Here is a 16,705-nt window from a genome sequence, read left to right as displayed (position 1 = left end):
AAATCGTCACCCCGAAGGGATCGTAATAAGTTGCTTCGTTCGACTTGCATGTGTTAAGCACGCCGCCAGCGTTCATCCTGAGCCAGGATCAAACTCTCATGTTTAATATGTAAGTAACCTAAGTTACTTGAGTTCAATTCCAGGTCAGCATAAAACTGACTTGTTTACTAATAAAGGTTTCGTTTCATTAAGAAACTTAAATGAATTTCAAGGATACATGTTTTATACAAAACTGTATTAATTCAAGGTTTGTTTCACTGTTCAGTTATCAATCTTCGTTTATTTGTTTTGCTCTGTGTGACTTGCTGTCCCTCAGTGCTCGATTATAATATCACCTGTAACTTCACTTGTAAAGCCTTTTTTGAGGATTTTATTAAAGTAAATCTATTCGCCAAAAATCACCTTTTTGTTTGAATTGTGTCAATTGTTCAAACATTTATCAAAACCCGCTAAAAAAGCGGCTTTCACAAGCCGCTTTCCCATTTTTGTTTTCTTATTATCATCTAATCTAAAACAATCCAAATAATTTTTTTTGTATATTCTTCTGTATCCATAGCCTGCAAGGTATAGCCTGTTTCAGCAATAGCAGCTGTGATTTCCTCTTTATCAGGCTCCTCTTCACATATAAAAGTGCTTACACCTTTTGCATATGAACTCTTTACCTTTTTTGCATCAGGAACCACTTTTCTAATCACATCATTAATGTGAGCCTCACACATGCCGCACATCATTCCTTCAATCTTTAAAGTGACTTTTAACATTAATACTTCCTCCTATAATTAATCTATCTAAGAATTACCACATTTTCAAGTAAATTAGACTTTATTCTCTCCTACATGATAAAATATCAGCAACAATTAAATATGTAATAGGAGGATTTCTAAATGAAAGATATCGTTTTAGGAAAAACTGGCATAAAAGTTCCTCAAAATGGTTTTGGTGCATTGCCTATTCAACGTGTTAGCATTGATGAAGCAGTTAGAATTCTTAGAAAAGCTTACGACGGTGGTATGCGATTCTTTGATACTGCAAGAGCATACAGCGACAGCGAAATCAAATTAGGTGAAGCATTTGGAACAGGCTATGTTAAACGTGAAGATATTATTATTGCCACAAAAACAGCAGCAAAAACTCCTGAAGAATTCTGGAAGGATTTAGATACTTCACTAACAAACCTAAAGACCGACTATATCGATATATATCAGTTACATATGATGCCACAGTGTTTTAAACCAGGAGATGGCACCGGGCTTTACGAATGCTTAGTAGAAGCTAAGCGTCAAGGTAAGATTAGACATATTGGCGGTACAGCTCACAAGCTTGGAGTAGCAAAAGAAATCATTGAATCTGGTTTATACGAGACATTACAGTATCCAATGAGCTATTTAGCAACAGACAAAGAAGTGGAGTTAATCCATTTATGCAACAGCCATGATATGGGATTTATATCAATGAAAGGTCTAGCTGGCGGATTAATTACCAATTCAAAAGCTGCTATGGCCTTCATATCTCAATTCGATGGTGCCGTTCCAATTTGGGGTATCCAACGCGAATCCGAATTAGATGAGTGGCTTGCCTTTATGGATAGCACTCCTACCATGGATGACAGTATCAAAGCTTTTATTGAAAAAGAAAGAAAAGAGCTAATGGGTGATTTCTGTAGAGGTTGTGGCTATTGTATGCCTTGTACTGTGGGAATTCAGATTAACCAGTGCAATCGCATGTCTCTTATGCTTAGACGTGCACCAAGTGCAAGTTGGTTAAATGAGTACTGGCAGGCAGAAATGGAAAAAATTAATGATTGCATCGAATGTGGCAAATGCATGACACATTGCCCATACGAATTACAGATTCCAACACTTTTAAGAAAGAACCTCGAAGATTATCATGAAGTTCTTGCAGGAAATAGAAAAGTTCAATAACACTAAAGGCAGCCTAGCATTGCTAGACTGCCTTTTATTAAACACATGTATTAAAGATTCTCACCATTTGATTCGATTACGTTCTTGTACCAATCAAAAGATTTCTTCTTTCTACGAGCAAGATTGCCTGTTCCATCGTCGTATTTTTCTACATAAATGAAACCGTATCTCTTTGCCATTTCACCTGTTGATGCACTAACCAAATCAATACATCCCCATGGTGTGTAGCCCATCAAATCTACACCGTCCTCTACTGCCTTTTTCATTTCTGAAATATGCTTTCTGAGGTAATCAATTCTATAGTCGTCGTTTATTGAACCATCAGCCTCAATCTCGTCCTTTGCTCCAAGTCCATTTTCCACAACCATAAGAGGAATACGATATCTGTCATAGATTTCATTAAGAGAATATCTAAGTCCCTGTGGGTCAATCTGCCATCCCCAATCTGATGATTCAAGGTATGGGTTCTTTCCGCCTGCAATAAGGTTTCCTTCTCCCTTATTTGCCTCTGGATCACCACTGATTACATTTGACATGTAGTAGCTGAATGTATAGAAGTCAACAGTACCCTGCTTAAGAATTTCTGCATCTCCTGGCTCCATTTTGATTGTGATGCCATGCTTGTCCCAAATGCTCTGAGCATATGCTGGATATTCACCACGAACCTGAACATCTGAACAATACCAGTTTACTTCTCTCATATGCTCCTGATTTGCAATAATATCAGCAGGATTGCATGTTGCTGGGTATGATGTTACGAAGCAAATCATGTTACCTAACTTGTACTCAGGATAATTGTCATGGGCATACTTAACTGCAAGTGCTGATGCAACAAACTGATGATGAAGTGCCTGGAATCTCTCCTGTGGCTTATTTGGAACTTCTGTAACAGGACCTGAATATCCCTTGATAGTACCTGTAGATAAAACTGCACCAAGTGGCATTGTACCTGCATTGATTTCGTTGAAAGTTAGCCAATACTTTACCTTTCCTTTATATCTTGCAAAGATAGCCTTGCAATAATTCATAAAGTACTCGATAAGCTCTCTGCCCTCCCATCCGTTGTATTTCTCAACAAGAGCATATGGCAACTCATAATGAGAAATAGTTACAAGTGGCTCAATACCATGCTTTTTGCAGCAATCAAAAACCTTGTCATAGAAAGCAAGACCTGCCTCGTTTGGCTCTGATTCCATTCCTGTAGGGAAAATTCTAGTCCAGTTAATTGATGTACGGAACACCTTGAATCCCATTTCAGCAAAGAGTGCAATATCTTCTTCATAGTGATGATAAAAATCTATTGCCTCATGTGAAGGATAGAGAGTACCCTCTTCGATTTTAGTAGTTACACGCTTTGGAGTTGTGTGGCTTCCATTTGTGCACATATCTGACACAGATGCTCCTTTACCATCTACGTCCCATGCCCCCTCAAACTGGTTTGCGGCTACTGCGCCTCCCCATAAGAAATCTTCTCTAAATGTACTCATTTTAAAGCCTCGCTTTCTAAATATTTCATAAGCCGGGTTGAAGTTAATCCTTCAACCCATTTTTATAACTATAGTAATGTAATAAGTGTATCACCTACTGCAGCTGAAGCAGCATCTGTAGGAATAACGTCATCATACTTTGGTGTATTTGTAATGATAACTGGTGTATCAACAGAGTATCCTTCTGAAGTAATATAATCAATATCAAATTCTAATAAAAGGTCACCCTTCTTAACTTTATCTCCCTGCTTAACCTTTGGTTCAAAGCCTTTACCCTCAAGCTTAACAGTGTCCATACCTACATGGATGATAATTTCTGCACCCTTGTCAGTTGTAATACCGATTGCATGACCTGTTGCAAAGAATGCTGTAATTGTACCATCTGCTGGAGCGTAAACCTTTCCTTCTGATGGAGCAATTGCAATACCCTTGCCCATTGCACCTGAAGAGAATGCTGCATCAGCGATGTCTGATAACTGCTTTAATTCACCTTTGATTGGAGCTACAAGTGTCTCAGCCTGTGCTGAACCTTCAACCTTTACTTCCTTCTTTGCTGGAGCGTCATCCTTGTAGAAAATAAGCTCTGAAAGGAATCCTGCAACTACACATGCTAAAGTAACAACGATTGAGATAATCATACCTCTTGTATCATTTGTAGAAGTATTTACATATGCTGGGTATGCGAATACACCCATACCTGCCATCTGGTATGCCTTTACACCCATTGTACAAAGAACTGCACCTGCAACGCCTGCGATAACACATGTACGGAAGAATGGAGCCTTCTTTGGAAGTGTAAGACCGTAAATAGCTGGCTCAGTAACACCTGCAAGACCAGAAACGAATGCAGCTGGTGCAAGTGACTTAATCTTTTTATCCTTTGTCTTGAGCCAGATACCAAGAACAGCACCTGTCTGAGCAAATGTTGTACCAAGCATAGCTACAAGAATGATATCCTCACCTGATGTTGAAAGGTTTGATAATGCGATTGGTACAAGTGACCAATGAAGACCAAACATAACAAGTATCTGCCAGAAGAAACCAACAACTGCACCCATAAGGATTGGGCTTAATGCATTTAATGTATTGAAGAACAATGCAAGTACGTTAGCAATTGCAGATGCAACTGGTCCAATGATAAAGATTGTTAATACGAATGTTACAAACAATGTGATAAGTGGAACACCGAATAACTTGATTGTATCTGGAACAATTTTCTTAACACACTTGTTTTCAAACCATGCAGCAAATGCTACTGCAAGGATAACAGGAATAACTGATGATGTATAGTTTCCTGAAGGTGGCATTGAAACTGGGATTCCAAATAAGTTTGAAATATCATAATCTCCGCCTGTCAAGTATGGATAAACCATAGCAAGACCAATGAGTAAGCCTTCCATCTCTGGAAGCTTGAACTTCTTTGCTGCTGTCATACCAAGAATTGGTGGTAAGAAGTAGAATGCTGCGTCGCCAAGTGAGTAAAGGAAGTTGTATGTTCCGCCTGCTGCAGACATAACCCCAATTGCTGTAAGAAGAGCAAGTACACCCTTTAAAATACCGCATGCACAAAGCACTCCAAGGAATGGTGTGAACACGCTAGTAATGATGCTAATGAAAGCATTAAATGGATTTTGCTTTCCTGTTGATTCGATTTCATTTCCACCTGCTAATGCAGATTTGCTTTCAAGATGTCCTACGCTGATAACTGCGTCGAATACCTGTGGTACATGATTTCCAATAACTACCATGTACTGACCGCCAGACTGAATTACTGTAACGATTCCGTCTGTCTCTTTTAAAATATCTGTGTTTGCTTTGCTTTCGTCTTTAAGTGAAAATCTGAGTCTTGTTACACAATGTGTAATACTTTGAATGTTGTCTTTTCCGCCCACATTCTGGATAATGATGCGAGCCAAGCCATCATATTTGCTTGCCATAATTTGTTTCTCCTTTTTCTCTTATATACTATACAGCCCCTGCGCACTGGACTGAATATTACCTAATAAAAAAACCCGCACGACAAAACTATAGCCTGATTGACTATATGATTATCGTACGGGTCTAGCCGACTCTAACGCCGTAACCATCCCTGGTTAATCTCTATCTGTTATTCGAGCAATGTGTACTGTAAGGTACAACATTTCTTCGTCTGTAAGCTTTTCTGGATATTTTGATTCCATGTAGCTTTTAATACGTGTGGCACAATTATATGCCTCTGGGAATCTCTCCATAATGATTTCAAAGATTCCTGGATCCTGAGGTTCGTAATAAGCATTACGCTCAGCTCTCTGTAAGAAATATTTCAGATGAGTGATGAATCTTTCATAAGAGAAGGAATCTTCATCCAAATCTTTCTTGTATGTATATTTAACTATGCTGATGATGTCATCGATGATTTCTGGAGCTTCCATAGTGTGATGGATGTTTCCATCTAATTCCGCATTTACGATATGAAGTGCAAAGAAGCCTGCTTCATCTTCTGGAAGTTCAACTCCAAGCTTGTCCTTTATAATTTCAAGGGCATGACATCCTAGGTTGTATTCAACTTTATAATAGTTTTTGATTTCCCACAAAAGCTTGTTTTTTAAAAATGTACCGCTTTTGCTTCGTTCTATAGCAAATCCCAAATGGTCTGTGAGAGTGATGTAAATATTGTTGCAAAGTCTTTTGCCAAGATTATCTGATGCGTATCTAATGATTTCATCAGCAACCTGAATCTGTTCATATGGCAACTCAGAAACCAGCTTTAAGAACTGTTCATTTGCTTTTTCCATTACAAAGGTCTTTTCGATTTTGCTTTCATCAAGCTCATCTCCTGGACGTTTCTGAAAACAAATTCCACAGCCTGTATATATTATTTCATTTCCGTTTTCATCTGATGCCAATGCAGCATTGTTGTTAAGAACTTTTTTAATTTTCATAAATACTCTCTTATAAACAAAAAATGACCGAACCTACCCCACCAAAAATAAAAGTCATACACACGACTCCGGGATATGATTCAGTCTTGCCTGTACGAACATCGAACAGTAACAATCCGAAATTTGTTATGCAACTACTTTACATGGAAATCCCTCTCCTGTAAAGAGCTGCACACAAATTTTGGAGTTTTGCAAAAAAGTGCTTTTGCCTTTTTGTACAAATTCACAATTAAAACACAATTTTATTTAAGGATGGCATTAGCAATGTCGTGTCTCATATATTTATTTTCAAAATCAATCCACTCTGTTGCTTCATATGCTTTTGCTCTAGCCTCTACTAAATCTTTGCCGAGAGCTGTGATACCAAGCACACGTCCACCGTTAGTAACGATTTCTCCCTTGTCATTTTTAGCTGTTCCAGCATGGAAGCAATAATAATCCTTGTTGTTGAACTTTTCGAAACCTGTGATGGGGAATCCCTTTTCGTACTTTACAGGATAACCATCTGATGCAAGAACTACACATACAGCTGCCTCATCTGAAAACTTAAGATCAATCTGATCAAGCTTTCCATCAATACAAGCTTCCATAACATCGATAATATCATTCTGAAGACGTGGAAGGACAACCTGAGCTTCTGGGTCGCCAAATCTAGCATTATACTCAAGAACCTTTGGTCCCTCTTCTGTGAGCATAAGACCAAAGAAAATTACGCCCTTAAACTCTCTTCCCTCAGCCTTCATAGCGTCGACTGTAGGCTGGAAAATATTCTTCTGGCAGAAATCCTCAATTTCCTTTGTGAAGAATGGGGATGGAGAGAAATTACCCATTCCACCAGTGTTAAGCCCTGTATCACCATCGCCTGCACGCTTGTGGTCCTGGGCTGAAGACATGATTTTTACTGTATTACCATCAACAAATGAAAGCACAGAAACCTCACGACCTGTCATGAATTCCTCTACTACCATTGTATTGCCGGCATCACCGAATTTCTTGTCCTGCATGATTTCTGCAACACCTGCAACCGCATCCTCATGTGTCTCACAAATCAGAACACCTTTACCGAGAGCAAGTCCATCTGCCTTAAGTACGATTGGATATTTGCAAGTTTCAAGGTACTTTAAAGCCGCCTCAGGATCTGTGAAGTTCTCATAACCCGCTGTTGGGATATTATATTTTTTCATTAAATCCTTTGAGAAAGCCTTTGAGCCTTCAAGGATAGCAGCATTCTTTCTAGGACCAAAGCAACGAAGGCCAGCTTCCTCAAACTTATCTACGACACCACCTACAAGTGGGTCATCCATGCCAATTATTGTCAAATCAATAGCATTTTCTTTTGCGAAAGCTACAAGCTTATCAAACTCCATCGCTTTAATATCTACGCACTCTGCAAGCTCCGCAATACCAGCATTACCTGGCGCACAGTAAATCTTCTCAACCTTAGAGCTTTTAGAAACAGCAAGCGCAATTGCATGCTCTCTTCCACCGCTACCTACAATTAATACTTTCATTCTTATTCTCCTATTTTTACCTTTCCATCTACCACAGATACACATCCGCGAGCAATTAAATCGATTGCGCGTGGCATAATTATCCACTCAGCCTGCTCCATTACTCGGCGCTGAAGTGTTTCTGGAGTATCATCCTCCATTACCTCTACAGCCTTCTGGAGAATGATTGGGCCAGTATCTGTACCTTCATCCACAAAGTGGCATGTTGCTCCAGTGACTTTTACACCACGTTCAAGAACCCCTTCATGAACCTTCAATCCATAAAAGCCTGTACCGCAAAAACTTGGAATCAAAGATGGATGAATATTAATGATTCTATTTCTGTACTGACGAATCATTTCCTCTGGTATTACAACTAAAAATCCCGCCAATACAACTAGATCTACATTATATGAATTCAATTTCTCCAAAAAAGACTTATTAAATGCTTCTCGACTCTCATAATCCTTAGGCGAAATACAAACCCCTTCGATTCCCGCCTTTGCAGCACGCTCTAAAGCATATGCATTTTTATTGTTAGATATAACAACAGCTATTTCAGTATTATGAATCTCGCCTGAGTTAATCTTATCAATGATTGCCTGGAGGTTTGTGCCACCTCCAGATACGCAAACTGCTATTCTCATTAAACTAAATCTACTCCCTTTTCTCCGTCAACAATCTTACCAACAACATATGGTGTGTCCCCAGCAGAGCGCATAGCTTCCATTGTCTTATCAACGTCAGCTGGATCAACAGCTACAATCATTCCAAGTCCCATATTGTATGTGTTGTACATCATCTGCTCAGAAACATTGCCCTTCTTAGCCATAAGCTTGAAGATTGCAGGAACCTCATAAGAATCCTTCTCTACTACAGCACGCTTTCCTTCTGGAAGCATACGTGGAATATTCTCGTAGAAACCGCCACCTGTAATATGTGAGCAAGCCTTTACTCTAACACCTGCATCCTTTACTGCCTTAAGTGCCTTAACGTAAATACGTGTTGGAGCAATTAAAGCCTCTCCAAGAGTTGTACCAAGCTCATCATAATATGTATCAAGACTTTCCTTTGTCATATCGAAAATCTTACGAACAAGAGAGAAACCATTTGAATGAACACCTGTAGAAGCCATGCCAATAAGTACATCTCCATCCTTAAGTGTTTCACCTGTAATAATATCCTTTTTATCAACAATACCTACTGCAAAACCAGCAAGATCGTATTCCTCCTCAGGCATAAGACCTGGGTGCTCTGCTGTTTCACCACCTACAAGGGCGCAGCCAGACTGCTTGCATCCCTCTGCTACACCGCTAACGATTGTAGCAATCTTTTCAGGGATGTTCTTTCCGCATGCAATATAATCAAGGAAGAAAAGTGGCTCTCCACCTGCACATGCAACATCATTAACACACATTGCAACAGCATCAATTCCGATTGTGTCGTGCTTATCCATTAGAAAAGCAAGCTTTACCTTTGTTCCACAACCATCTGTACCAGACAAAAGAACTGGCTCATCCATGTTTTTAATGGCGCTTAAATCAAATGCTCCTGAAAATCCGCCAAGGCCACCAAGTACCTCTGGTCTCATAGTGCCCTTTACAAACTTCTTCATGAGCTCCACTGACTCATATCCTGCCTCGATATCTACTCCTGAACTCTTGTAATCCATGTTTCTCTCCTTTGTTTCTTGTTCAAAATTTTATAAATAAAAGGAAACCCTTAATTAAAAGAGTTTCCTTCTACATATCTACAAAAATGATTTATAACCGTCAGCTTGAAGCTGCCCATCTTTTTTCTCTACTGACTCTTTCTGCTCTACGATAAAATCGTGGAGTTTGCTTGCAAGGGCAGAGTCCGCCATAGCAAGCATTTTAACTGCAAGGATACCTGCATTTGCGCCACCATTAATTGCAACTGTAGCTACAGGTACACCTGTAGGCATCTGAACAATGGAATAGAGTGAATCTACACCACCAAGGTCGCTAGTCTTCATTGGGATACCAACAACAGGCCCTTCGAATAATGCTGCACACATACCAGGCAAATGTGCTGCCTTGCCTGCTCCAGCGATAATAACCTGAACGCCTCTATCTTTTGCGCCCTTTGCATACTCAAAGAAAACATCTGGCTCACGATGAGCTGAGATAATTCTCATCTCGTAATCTACGCCAAATCTTTCAAGTACCTCTACAGCCTTTGCCATTACCGGCATATCGCTGTCGCTACCCATAACTATACTTACCTTTGCCATTCCATTATCCTCCTAGTTTATATCTCGCCAGTTACATCTACAAGCCTTAGTATCTCTCCACTCGACTAGAATGTCTCGCTTGAGAGATCTAAGAGCTTGTTGATTACTGGCTACTTTACATATCTAATGCCTTGTTGAGCTCTTCGGTACCAGCAACTACAAAGCGACCTTCGCGTATGATTGGAAGCTCACGGCCATCTGCTGTAATAACTGTGATATCCCCTAACTCATAGTAAGGAATTGTAATATCTGTGTGGCAATTAAAATATGCCTTTGAAAAGTCCGTCTTACGAAGTAGTGAGCAAGAATTGTCTCTTGCGATACATTCCTTGCCATCTGGATTGTACATAGGCACATCCTCGGCGTGAGAATAGCATGTATCACCTACTGCAAAGTGTGGACCTGTTTTTTCTGCTATAAGGATTGGAAGCTTATCTGCAATGGAGTATTTCTGTCCCATTACAAAAGCTCTGGTATTTGTTCCGATAGCAAACTCTCCCATAGGAAGTGTTTCATGCTTATGCAGAACATTGTCGTAAATATATTTTTTATTTTCTTCTTCAGTGTCAAAATTGCTACATGTGTATGAAACAATCTTGCCATCTTCAAACTTCATTTCAAGATTGCGGTATCCAAGCTCATTAAGATATACCTGAGTTACATGGAGAACACCATTTGTTCCCTCAAGCTCTGGGCTTGTAAATACCTCACCAACTGGGATATTAACATCTGCAACACAGTTCTCGAAATTAGTCTGGTGCGCAGGGTCATCCAAGTGATGAAGCTTAACTGTAATATCAGTGTGATTGTCTCCACGACCTGTTACGTGAACCTTTTCACCCTGGTCTAATACGTCGATGATGTGCTGCTGGATATTCTTATAAAGCTCATAATCCATTGTGTTAACAGCAACTGTCTCATTAAAGATTTCATTGAAATCCTTACCAATCTCAGGGATGGGATAAGCAATAATTGTAAAGCTACGCTCCTCGCCCTTGATGTATTGATTGTTTATCTGACCATTCTGGCTTGCATAATAAACATTAAGCTCATTTTGCTTGTCAGAGTATACTGCATTTGCATCTCTATTAGCTGGTTCAAATGGAACCTCTCCAAATGTCTCGATGACAGCTGGACCACCATATACTGCAGCAAGCTCCTTGTGCTTTTCAAGAGTGTTCTTTTGAACCTCAAGGAATCTGTCTGCCATGCCCTTATCCCAGTAGTATGCTCTGTCATCCTTGTGATCATACTCGCACTGCTTGTTAGGTACGCTTGAGAAAAGGTTGCGAGATGATGTGCCACCAAATCTAACAGTAGCTGCAAGGCCTGCTTCGTCGAAAAGGCGAATTGCTTCACGAGTCATAAGCTCAAATCCAACCGGAGCATTGACACCAACTGTATCTTTGATAGAAATATCCTTGCCAGTTACCTCAAAGCCTTTGATGTAGCCCTGAACGTAAGTCTGTGCCATAGCCACAACATCTTCGTGTGGAAGGCTACGCAAGTGGGCTGCAATTCCAAGCTCATTTGGTCCGATATACATACCATATTTGTACATATATCTATCATCTGAAAGGTCATCCTCCATAATGATTTTTGTGTAGAAATCATACTCAGGATCAACCATAGAAATAATCTGCTCTGATAAGAACATCTGGCAATAATCATGCTTAAATGAGTAAAGAGCATTTAAAATGCTTTCGCGACGATATTTGTCCTCATCCTCGATTTGGCACTCACCATATAGCTGAAGAAGAAGCTCACAATAGATTGTAAACTTGTCTACTCTTCCAGCAAAAGCCGCCTCGATAATACTTGTAATAGAATAGAATGCTGCCGAAAGAGGCCCACCTATTTCCTCGCCAAGTTTTGCTACTGCGTATGTTGGGCACAAGAAGCTATTCTCATAATTGCTTTCTTCATAAATAGAAAAAATAGTTTTATTGTCTGCCTGACACTGTTCAAGAGTGCGTTCTGCAAGTGTCCCATCGATAGCCTTATTCATAATAGGAAGAACCATCATTACAAATTCAGCCACCTGATTAAAATATGCCTGAAGATTCTCAGGTAATTCTTTATCTTCTTTTATCTGAGATATGCGCTCTGTAGCAAGCTCAAAGCGTTCCATTATATCATCAGATTCTTTATAAAAAGTACTGCTCATATACTAACCTCTAATCAATCCAATAATAAGTGTTGCGATCCAAACTATCATAATAACTGAGCTGATAGCAAGGCATACAATTCTGTATTTAAGCTCCGTCTTAGTCTTCATTTGGCCCACATTGTAAACAAATGCTCCAAAAGCTACGAGAAAGCCTAAAGTTCCAAGGCCACCACCAAGCCAACGAGGTGTCTCGCCTGCCATATAAACTGAGGCGGTAATAATGCCACCATATATAATTAGTGAAATCAACGAAACTCCTGCTGAATACATAGCTTCCATTGGCAATGCTTTTAATTGATTGCCATAGGAGCTTCGTCTGTGAAAACGACTACGTGCCATTTACTGAACTCCATATTCCTTATAATATGCATCGATACGTGCCTTCATATCGTCGTCGATAACGACCTTGCCCTGGCACTCTCTGTTGTAAAGATGCTCTACAACTTCATCCATTGAAACAATTGCGCCTGTCTTGAAACCGTATGTTTCTGCAACTTCATCAAGTGCTGTCTTTGATTTGTCTCCTGAAAGACCAACCTCCTGACGGTTTAAAGAAACCATAAGGCCAACAATTGTAACATCACCCTGAGCTCTAACGATTGGAACTGTTTCTTCCATGCTCTTGCCAGAAGTAGTAACATCCTCAATCATAACAACTCTGTCGCCGTCAGAAATCTTGTAACCAAGAAGTGAGCCCATGTCTGCTCCATGGTCCTTTTCTTCCTTACGATTGCTGCAATATTTGATTTCCTTGCCATAAAGCTTGTAAAACGCTTCAGCTGTGATGACTGCAAGAGGAATACCCTTGTATGCTGGTCCAAAAAGAACATCAAAATCCTCGCCGTAAGCATCGTGAATTGCCTTTGCATAATACTCGCCAAGGCGCATAAGCTGGCTACCTGTAACGTAGGCACCTGCATTCATAAAAAAAGGAGACTTACGCCCGCTCTTCAATGTAAAATCACCGAATTTGAGGACGTCAGACTCCACCATAAACTCTATAAATTGTGACTTGTAGCTTTCCATACATTAATCTCCTATCGAAAACCCAAATATTTTTCAAAAACCTCTCAGATTGTAACATACACAGCCATTCATTTCAATTATATGTTAGAATAAGTCCATGAGAAAAAAAGAACTTGCTTTATTAGTAATTGAACGATTAGAAAAGGAATATCCATATAGCGATTGCACACTGGATTACGATGATGCATGGAAGCTTCTGGTATCAGTACGTCTTGCAGCCCAGTGCACAGATGCAAGGGTCAATGAAATAGTACCTCACCTATACGAAAAGTTTCCTACAATTGATTCGTTAGCAAATGCTGATGTAAAAGATGTGGAAGAAATTGTTCGTCCATGTGGCCTAGGCAAATCAAAAGCCAAGGATATCGTTGCTTGCATGAAAATGCTTCGAGACGTGTATAATTCAAAGGTTCCTGACACTATGGAAGAACTTTTAGCACTACCTGGAGTTGGTAGAAAATCAGCAAATCTCATTTTAGGTGATGTATTTGGCAAACCTGCAATAGTAACTGATACACATGCAATTCGACTTTCTAACAGAATTGGTCTTGTAGATAATGAAAAGGATCCAACTAAGGTAGAGATGGCCCTTAGAAAGATTGTTCCACCAGAGTCTGGGAATGATTTATGCCATAGGCTTGTGGATCATGGCCGTGCAGTTTGTACTGCCAGAACAGCTCCTTACTGTGATAAGTGCTGCTTGGAAGATATTTGCAAAAAACGTATATAATATAAAGAAGCTTTGCTACAAAACTGTAACAAAGCTTCTTTTTTATAATTGAATAGTATATTGTTTTTCAACTGATGTATATCCTCTGTTATCTGCAACCTTAATCCAAACAACATAAGTTCCTGAAACATTAGGATTGTAATTTCCATTTATCTGAATTGAATAATTCCAATTATCAACTTCTGTACCATCACTGTATCTTGCGCCGATAAACTGCTTAAGAGCCTCAGCATCCATTCCAACATATCCGTGAATAATTCCATCACCTGAATCCTGCTTTAAATACTGTGTAGGCACAAGATTCATCCATGGATTATATGCTGCCTCTTCTGTAGGATCATAGCCTATAAGACCTGCATTTACATCAAGCTTAACAGCTGCTGGTCTTCCAAGTGGTCCTGGATTTGCAGCATCATCGTAAACAATTACAGGTGTGCCAGCCTTACAGTTGTCATAAATCCACTTTAAATCACCAACAGCCATACGAACACATCCTTGAGACGCACCCTGACCTAACATATTAAACTGAGTGCCTCTGAGGGAGTTAACTGTAGGCGCAGCATATGGAACTGAATGGAAAAGGATATGTCCATTAAATCTAATAGCATAACGTCCATAGCTATTTCCAAAGAGCTCTCTCCACTCGTAATAATTAGATGTAGTAAAAGAACCTGTTGGAGTATCTTCTATATTTGCTCCAACTGAGCATAAATAAGCCTTTACTGGTATTGTGTACTGCCCCTGTGCGTCAAGAGACATTACTGTAACAACATTGGCTACACGATTAACATATAATGCATATGGGGTAGCAGCTTTTGCTTCAATAGAAGTGCTTCTGATACTAAAGAATAAAGATAAAACTAGTGTGATTGCGATAAAACTTTTTTTGTGTCTGAAAAACATATATAACCTCTCTAAAAAAACATACTTGAGGATTATATGAAGTTTTCAAAAACAAATCAAGCATAAATATTATTTTTTATGAAATTTTTGAATATTGGAAAAATTTATAACAAAAAGATGCCTATAAAATGTGAAAGAGACGCCAGCGGAGCGTCTCTTTCAAAAGGGAGAATAATGTTATGAAAAAATTGTATCTCTCTCGAGATGAGTATATATTAACTGAAAATTTTGTTCAAGTCGTGTAAAAGTTGTGAATTGTCTGTGAATTCTCAAATCTTACTGAATACTCTCTACCTTAATTGTATTTGTGTTACCTACGTTACCATCGATAGGGCCACCTGTAAGAACTACGCGGTCTCCACTCTTAAGGTTAAGCATCTGCTTAGCACGGCCAACTGCATGATAGAACATAACATCAAGTGATGTGAACTTATCAACGAGAACTGGTGTAACACCCCAGCTAAGTGCAAGCTTTCTCCAAACCTTTTTGTCTGTAGTCATAGCGATAACATCTACTGGACAACGGAAACGGCTAACACGCTTTGCTGTGTAACCAGACATTGTGCAAGCAACGATAGCCTTTGCCTCAACGTCGATAGCCATTGAACATGTAGAGTGGCAAACAGCATCTGGAATAGAAGCGATTGCGATGTCATCCTTGTGGAAACGACCATTGTAGTTGATATCGTTCTCTGTAGTCTCTGCGATTTCTGCCATTGTAGCAACAGCCTGTACTGGGAACTTACCCTGAGCTGACTCACCTGAAAGCATGATTGCAGAAGTTCCATCGTATACAGCGTTAGCAACGTCAGAGATTTCAGCACGTGTAGGACGTGGATTTGTAATCATTGACTCAAGCATTTCTGTAGCAGTAACAACTCTCTTACCAAGCTCACGAGCTCTTGTGATAAGCTGCTTCTGAACTGCTGGAAGATTTACAAATGGAATCTCAACACCAAGGTCACCACGAGCAACCATGATACCGTTAGCAATTTCAAGAATCTCATCAACGTTATCAACACCTGGCTGATTCTCGATCTTAGCGATAACTTCAACATCCTTACCACCATTCTCATCAAGGAATGTTCTAAGCTCGATCATATCCTGCTTTGTTGAAACGAATGATGCAGCGATGAAATCGATGTCATTCTCAAGACCGAAAAGGATATCCTTCTTGTCCTGCTCTGAAAGGTATGGGCCTGACATAACCTTGTTAGGGAAGCTCATTGACTTCTTGTTGCTCATAGTACCGCCGGCTGTACACTTTGTAATAACATCGTGGCCTTTGATTTCTGTAACTTCGAAGAATACGATACCGTTGCAAACTGAAAGTACATCACCTACGTTAAGATCCTTGTGAAGATTCTTGTGAGTAACTGATACTCTAGTCTGATCACCTTCAACATCGTCTGTAGTGAAGATGAATGTGTCACCTTCGCTAACTGTAACAGAGCCGTCCTTAAATGTTTTGATACGATACTCTGGTCCCTTTGTGTCAAGTAAGATGGCGATTGGCATGTTAAGCTTTTTGCGGACTTTCTTAACTAAATCCATCTTCATGCCCTGCTCCTCATGGTCACCATGGGAGAAGTTCATTCTTGCTACGTTCATTCCGGCCTTTGCCATAGCTGTAAGAGTTTCCTCATTCATGCTGGCTGGTCCGATTGTACAAATAATCTTTGTCTTTCTCATTCTACAAAACTCCTCTATTTAGACTAAAACTTAGTTAACCTAAAAAATAAAAAAATCCTCTCTATAATAGCATTAATTAAATTTTAAGTAAACATTTATCCTAATCATTT

15 protein-coding genes and 1 rRNA gene are annotated in these 16,705 nt (G+C 39.6%); 2 read left to right on the top strand and 14 right to left on the bottom strand.

Annotated features, from left to right (window positions below):
- Positions 1–104 (bottom strand): 16S ribosomal RNA (locus tag BMY66_RS12140); the annotation flags it as partial.
- Positions 105–503: 399 nt separating this feature from the next.
- Positions 504–761, bottom strand: a complete 258-nt coding sequence (locus BMY66_RS12135) for a heavy-metal-associated domain-containing protein (RefSeq protein WP_090395357.1) — start codon at positions 759–761, stop codon at positions 504–506.
- 123 nt (positions 762–884) lie between these two features.
- On the opposite strand from BMY66_RS12135, the gene BMY66_RS12130 reads away from it, so the two are divergent.
- Positions 885–1,922: an aldo/keto reductase gene (locus tag BMY66_RS12130; protein WP_090395356.1), complete on the top strand. Its 1,038-nt coding sequence runs from the start codon at positions 885–887 to the stop codon at positions 1,920–1,922.
- Between the two features lie 50 nt (positions 1,923–1,972).
- Here the strand turns inward: BMY66_RS12130 and BMY66_RS12125 are convergent, their stop codons facing one another.
- From BMY66_RS12125 to pyrE, 10 genes are all read right to left on the bottom strand, one after another.
- Positions 1,973–3,409: a glycoside hydrolase family 1 protein gene (locus BMY66_RS12125; protein ID WP_090395355.1), complete on the bottom strand. Its 1,437-nt coding sequence runs from the start codon at positions 3,407–3,409 to the stop codon at positions 1,973–1,975.
- A 68-nt stretch (positions 3,410–3,477) separates the two neighbouring features.
- Positions 3,478–5,346: a beta-glucoside-specific PTS transporter subunit IIABC gene (locus tag BMY66_RS12120; protein WP_044936095.1), complete on the bottom strand. Its 1,869-nt coding sequence runs from the start codon at positions 5,344–5,346 to the stop codon at positions 3,478–3,480.
- Between the two features lie 156 nt (positions 5,347–5,502).
- Positions 5,503–6,330 (bottom strand): BglG family transcription antiterminator LicT, encoded by an 828-nt coding sequence (licT, locus tag BMY66_RS12115; RefSeq protein ID WP_090395354.1) that lies wholly within the window; start codon positions 6,328–6,330, stop codon positions 5,503–5,505.
- Between the two features lie 242 nt (positions 6,331–6,572).
- Entirely contained in the window at positions 6,573–7,841 is a 1,269-nt protein-coding gene (gene purD, locus BMY66_RS12110; RefSeq protein ID WP_090395353.1) for a phosphoribosylamine--glycine ligase, read from the bottom strand.
- Between the two features lie 2 nt (positions 7,842–7,843).
- The gene (gene purN, locus BMY66_RS12105) at positions 7,844–8,467 is read right to left on the bottom strand and encodes a phosphoribosylglycinamide formyltransferase (protein ID WP_090395352.1); all 624 of its coding nucleotides are present in this window, start codon (positions 8,465–8,467) and stop codon (positions 7,844–7,846) included.
- A complete protein-coding gene (gene purM, locus BMY66_RS12100; protein ID WP_033151517.1) occupies positions 8,467–9,492 on the bottom strand; it encodes a phosphoribosylformylglycinamidine cyclo-ligase in 1,026 nt (341 codons plus the stop codon). Before purM ends, purN begins: the two co-directional genes overlap by 1 nt.
- A gap of 78 nt (positions 9,493–9,570) precedes the next feature.
- The gene (gene purE / locus BMY66_RS12095; RefSeq protein WP_074790266.1) at positions 9,571–10,074 is read right to left on the bottom strand and encodes a 5-(carboxyamino)imidazole ribonucleotide mutase; all 504 of its coding nucleotides are present in this window, start codon (positions 10,072–10,074) and stop codon (positions 9,571–9,573) included.
- 115 nt (positions 10,075–10,189) lie between these two features.
- The gene (locus tag BMY66_RS12090; RefSeq protein WP_090395351.1) at positions 10,190–12,241 is read right to left on the bottom strand and encodes an aminopeptidase; all 2,052 of its coding nucleotides are present in this window, start codon (positions 12,239–12,241) and stop codon (positions 10,190–10,192) included.
- Positions 12,242–12,244: 3 nt separating this feature from the next.
- A complete protein-coding gene (locus BMY66_RS12085; RefSeq protein ID WP_090395350.1) occupies positions 12,245–12,583 on the bottom strand; it encodes a hypothetical protein in 339 nt (112 codons plus the stop codon).
- Positions 12,584–13,270 carry an orotate phosphoribosyltransferase gene (gene pyrE / locus BMY66_RS12080; protein WP_044936070.1) on the bottom strand — a complete coding sequence of 229 codons (687 nt, stop codon included), beginning with the start codon at positions 13,268–13,270 and terminating at the stop codon, positions 12,584–12,586.
- A 97-nt stretch (positions 13,271–13,367) separates the two neighbouring features.
- Here pyrE and BMY66_RS12075 point away from each other — a divergent pair, with 97 nt between their 5' ends.
- Positions 13,368–14,000: an endonuclease III domain-containing protein gene (locus tag BMY66_RS12075; protein WP_090395349.1), complete on the top strand. Its 633-nt coding sequence runs from the start codon at positions 13,368–13,370 to the stop codon at positions 13,998–14,000.
- Between the two features lie 42 nt (positions 14,001–14,042).
- On the opposite strand, the gene BMY66_RS12070 is transcribed toward BMY66_RS12075, so the two are convergent.
- Positions 14,043–14,903 carry a L,D-transpeptidase gene (locus BMY66_RS12070; RefSeq protein ID WP_049960312.1) on the bottom strand — a complete coding sequence of 287 codons (861 nt, stop codon included), beginning with the start codon at positions 14,901–14,903 and terminating at the stop codon, positions 14,043–14,045.
- A gap of 276 nt (positions 14,904–15,179) precedes the next feature.
- Positions 15,180–16,595 (bottom strand): pyruvate kinase, encoded by a 1,416-nt coding sequence (gene pyk / locus BMY66_RS12065; RefSeq protein ID WP_090395348.1) that lies wholly within the window; start codon positions 16,593–16,595, stop codon positions 15,180–15,182.
- Positions 16,596–16,705: the final 110 nt, after the last annotated feature.

The organism is Pseudobutyrivibrio sp. C4 (genome assembly GCF_900111635.1).
Classification (GTDB): Bacteria; Bacillota; Clostridia; order Lachnospirales; family Lachnospiraceae; genus Pseudobutyrivibrio; species Pseudobutyrivibrio ruminis.
Note: the sequence above shows the minus strand (reverse complement) of the source record. Positions and strands in the feature narration are given on the sequence as shown.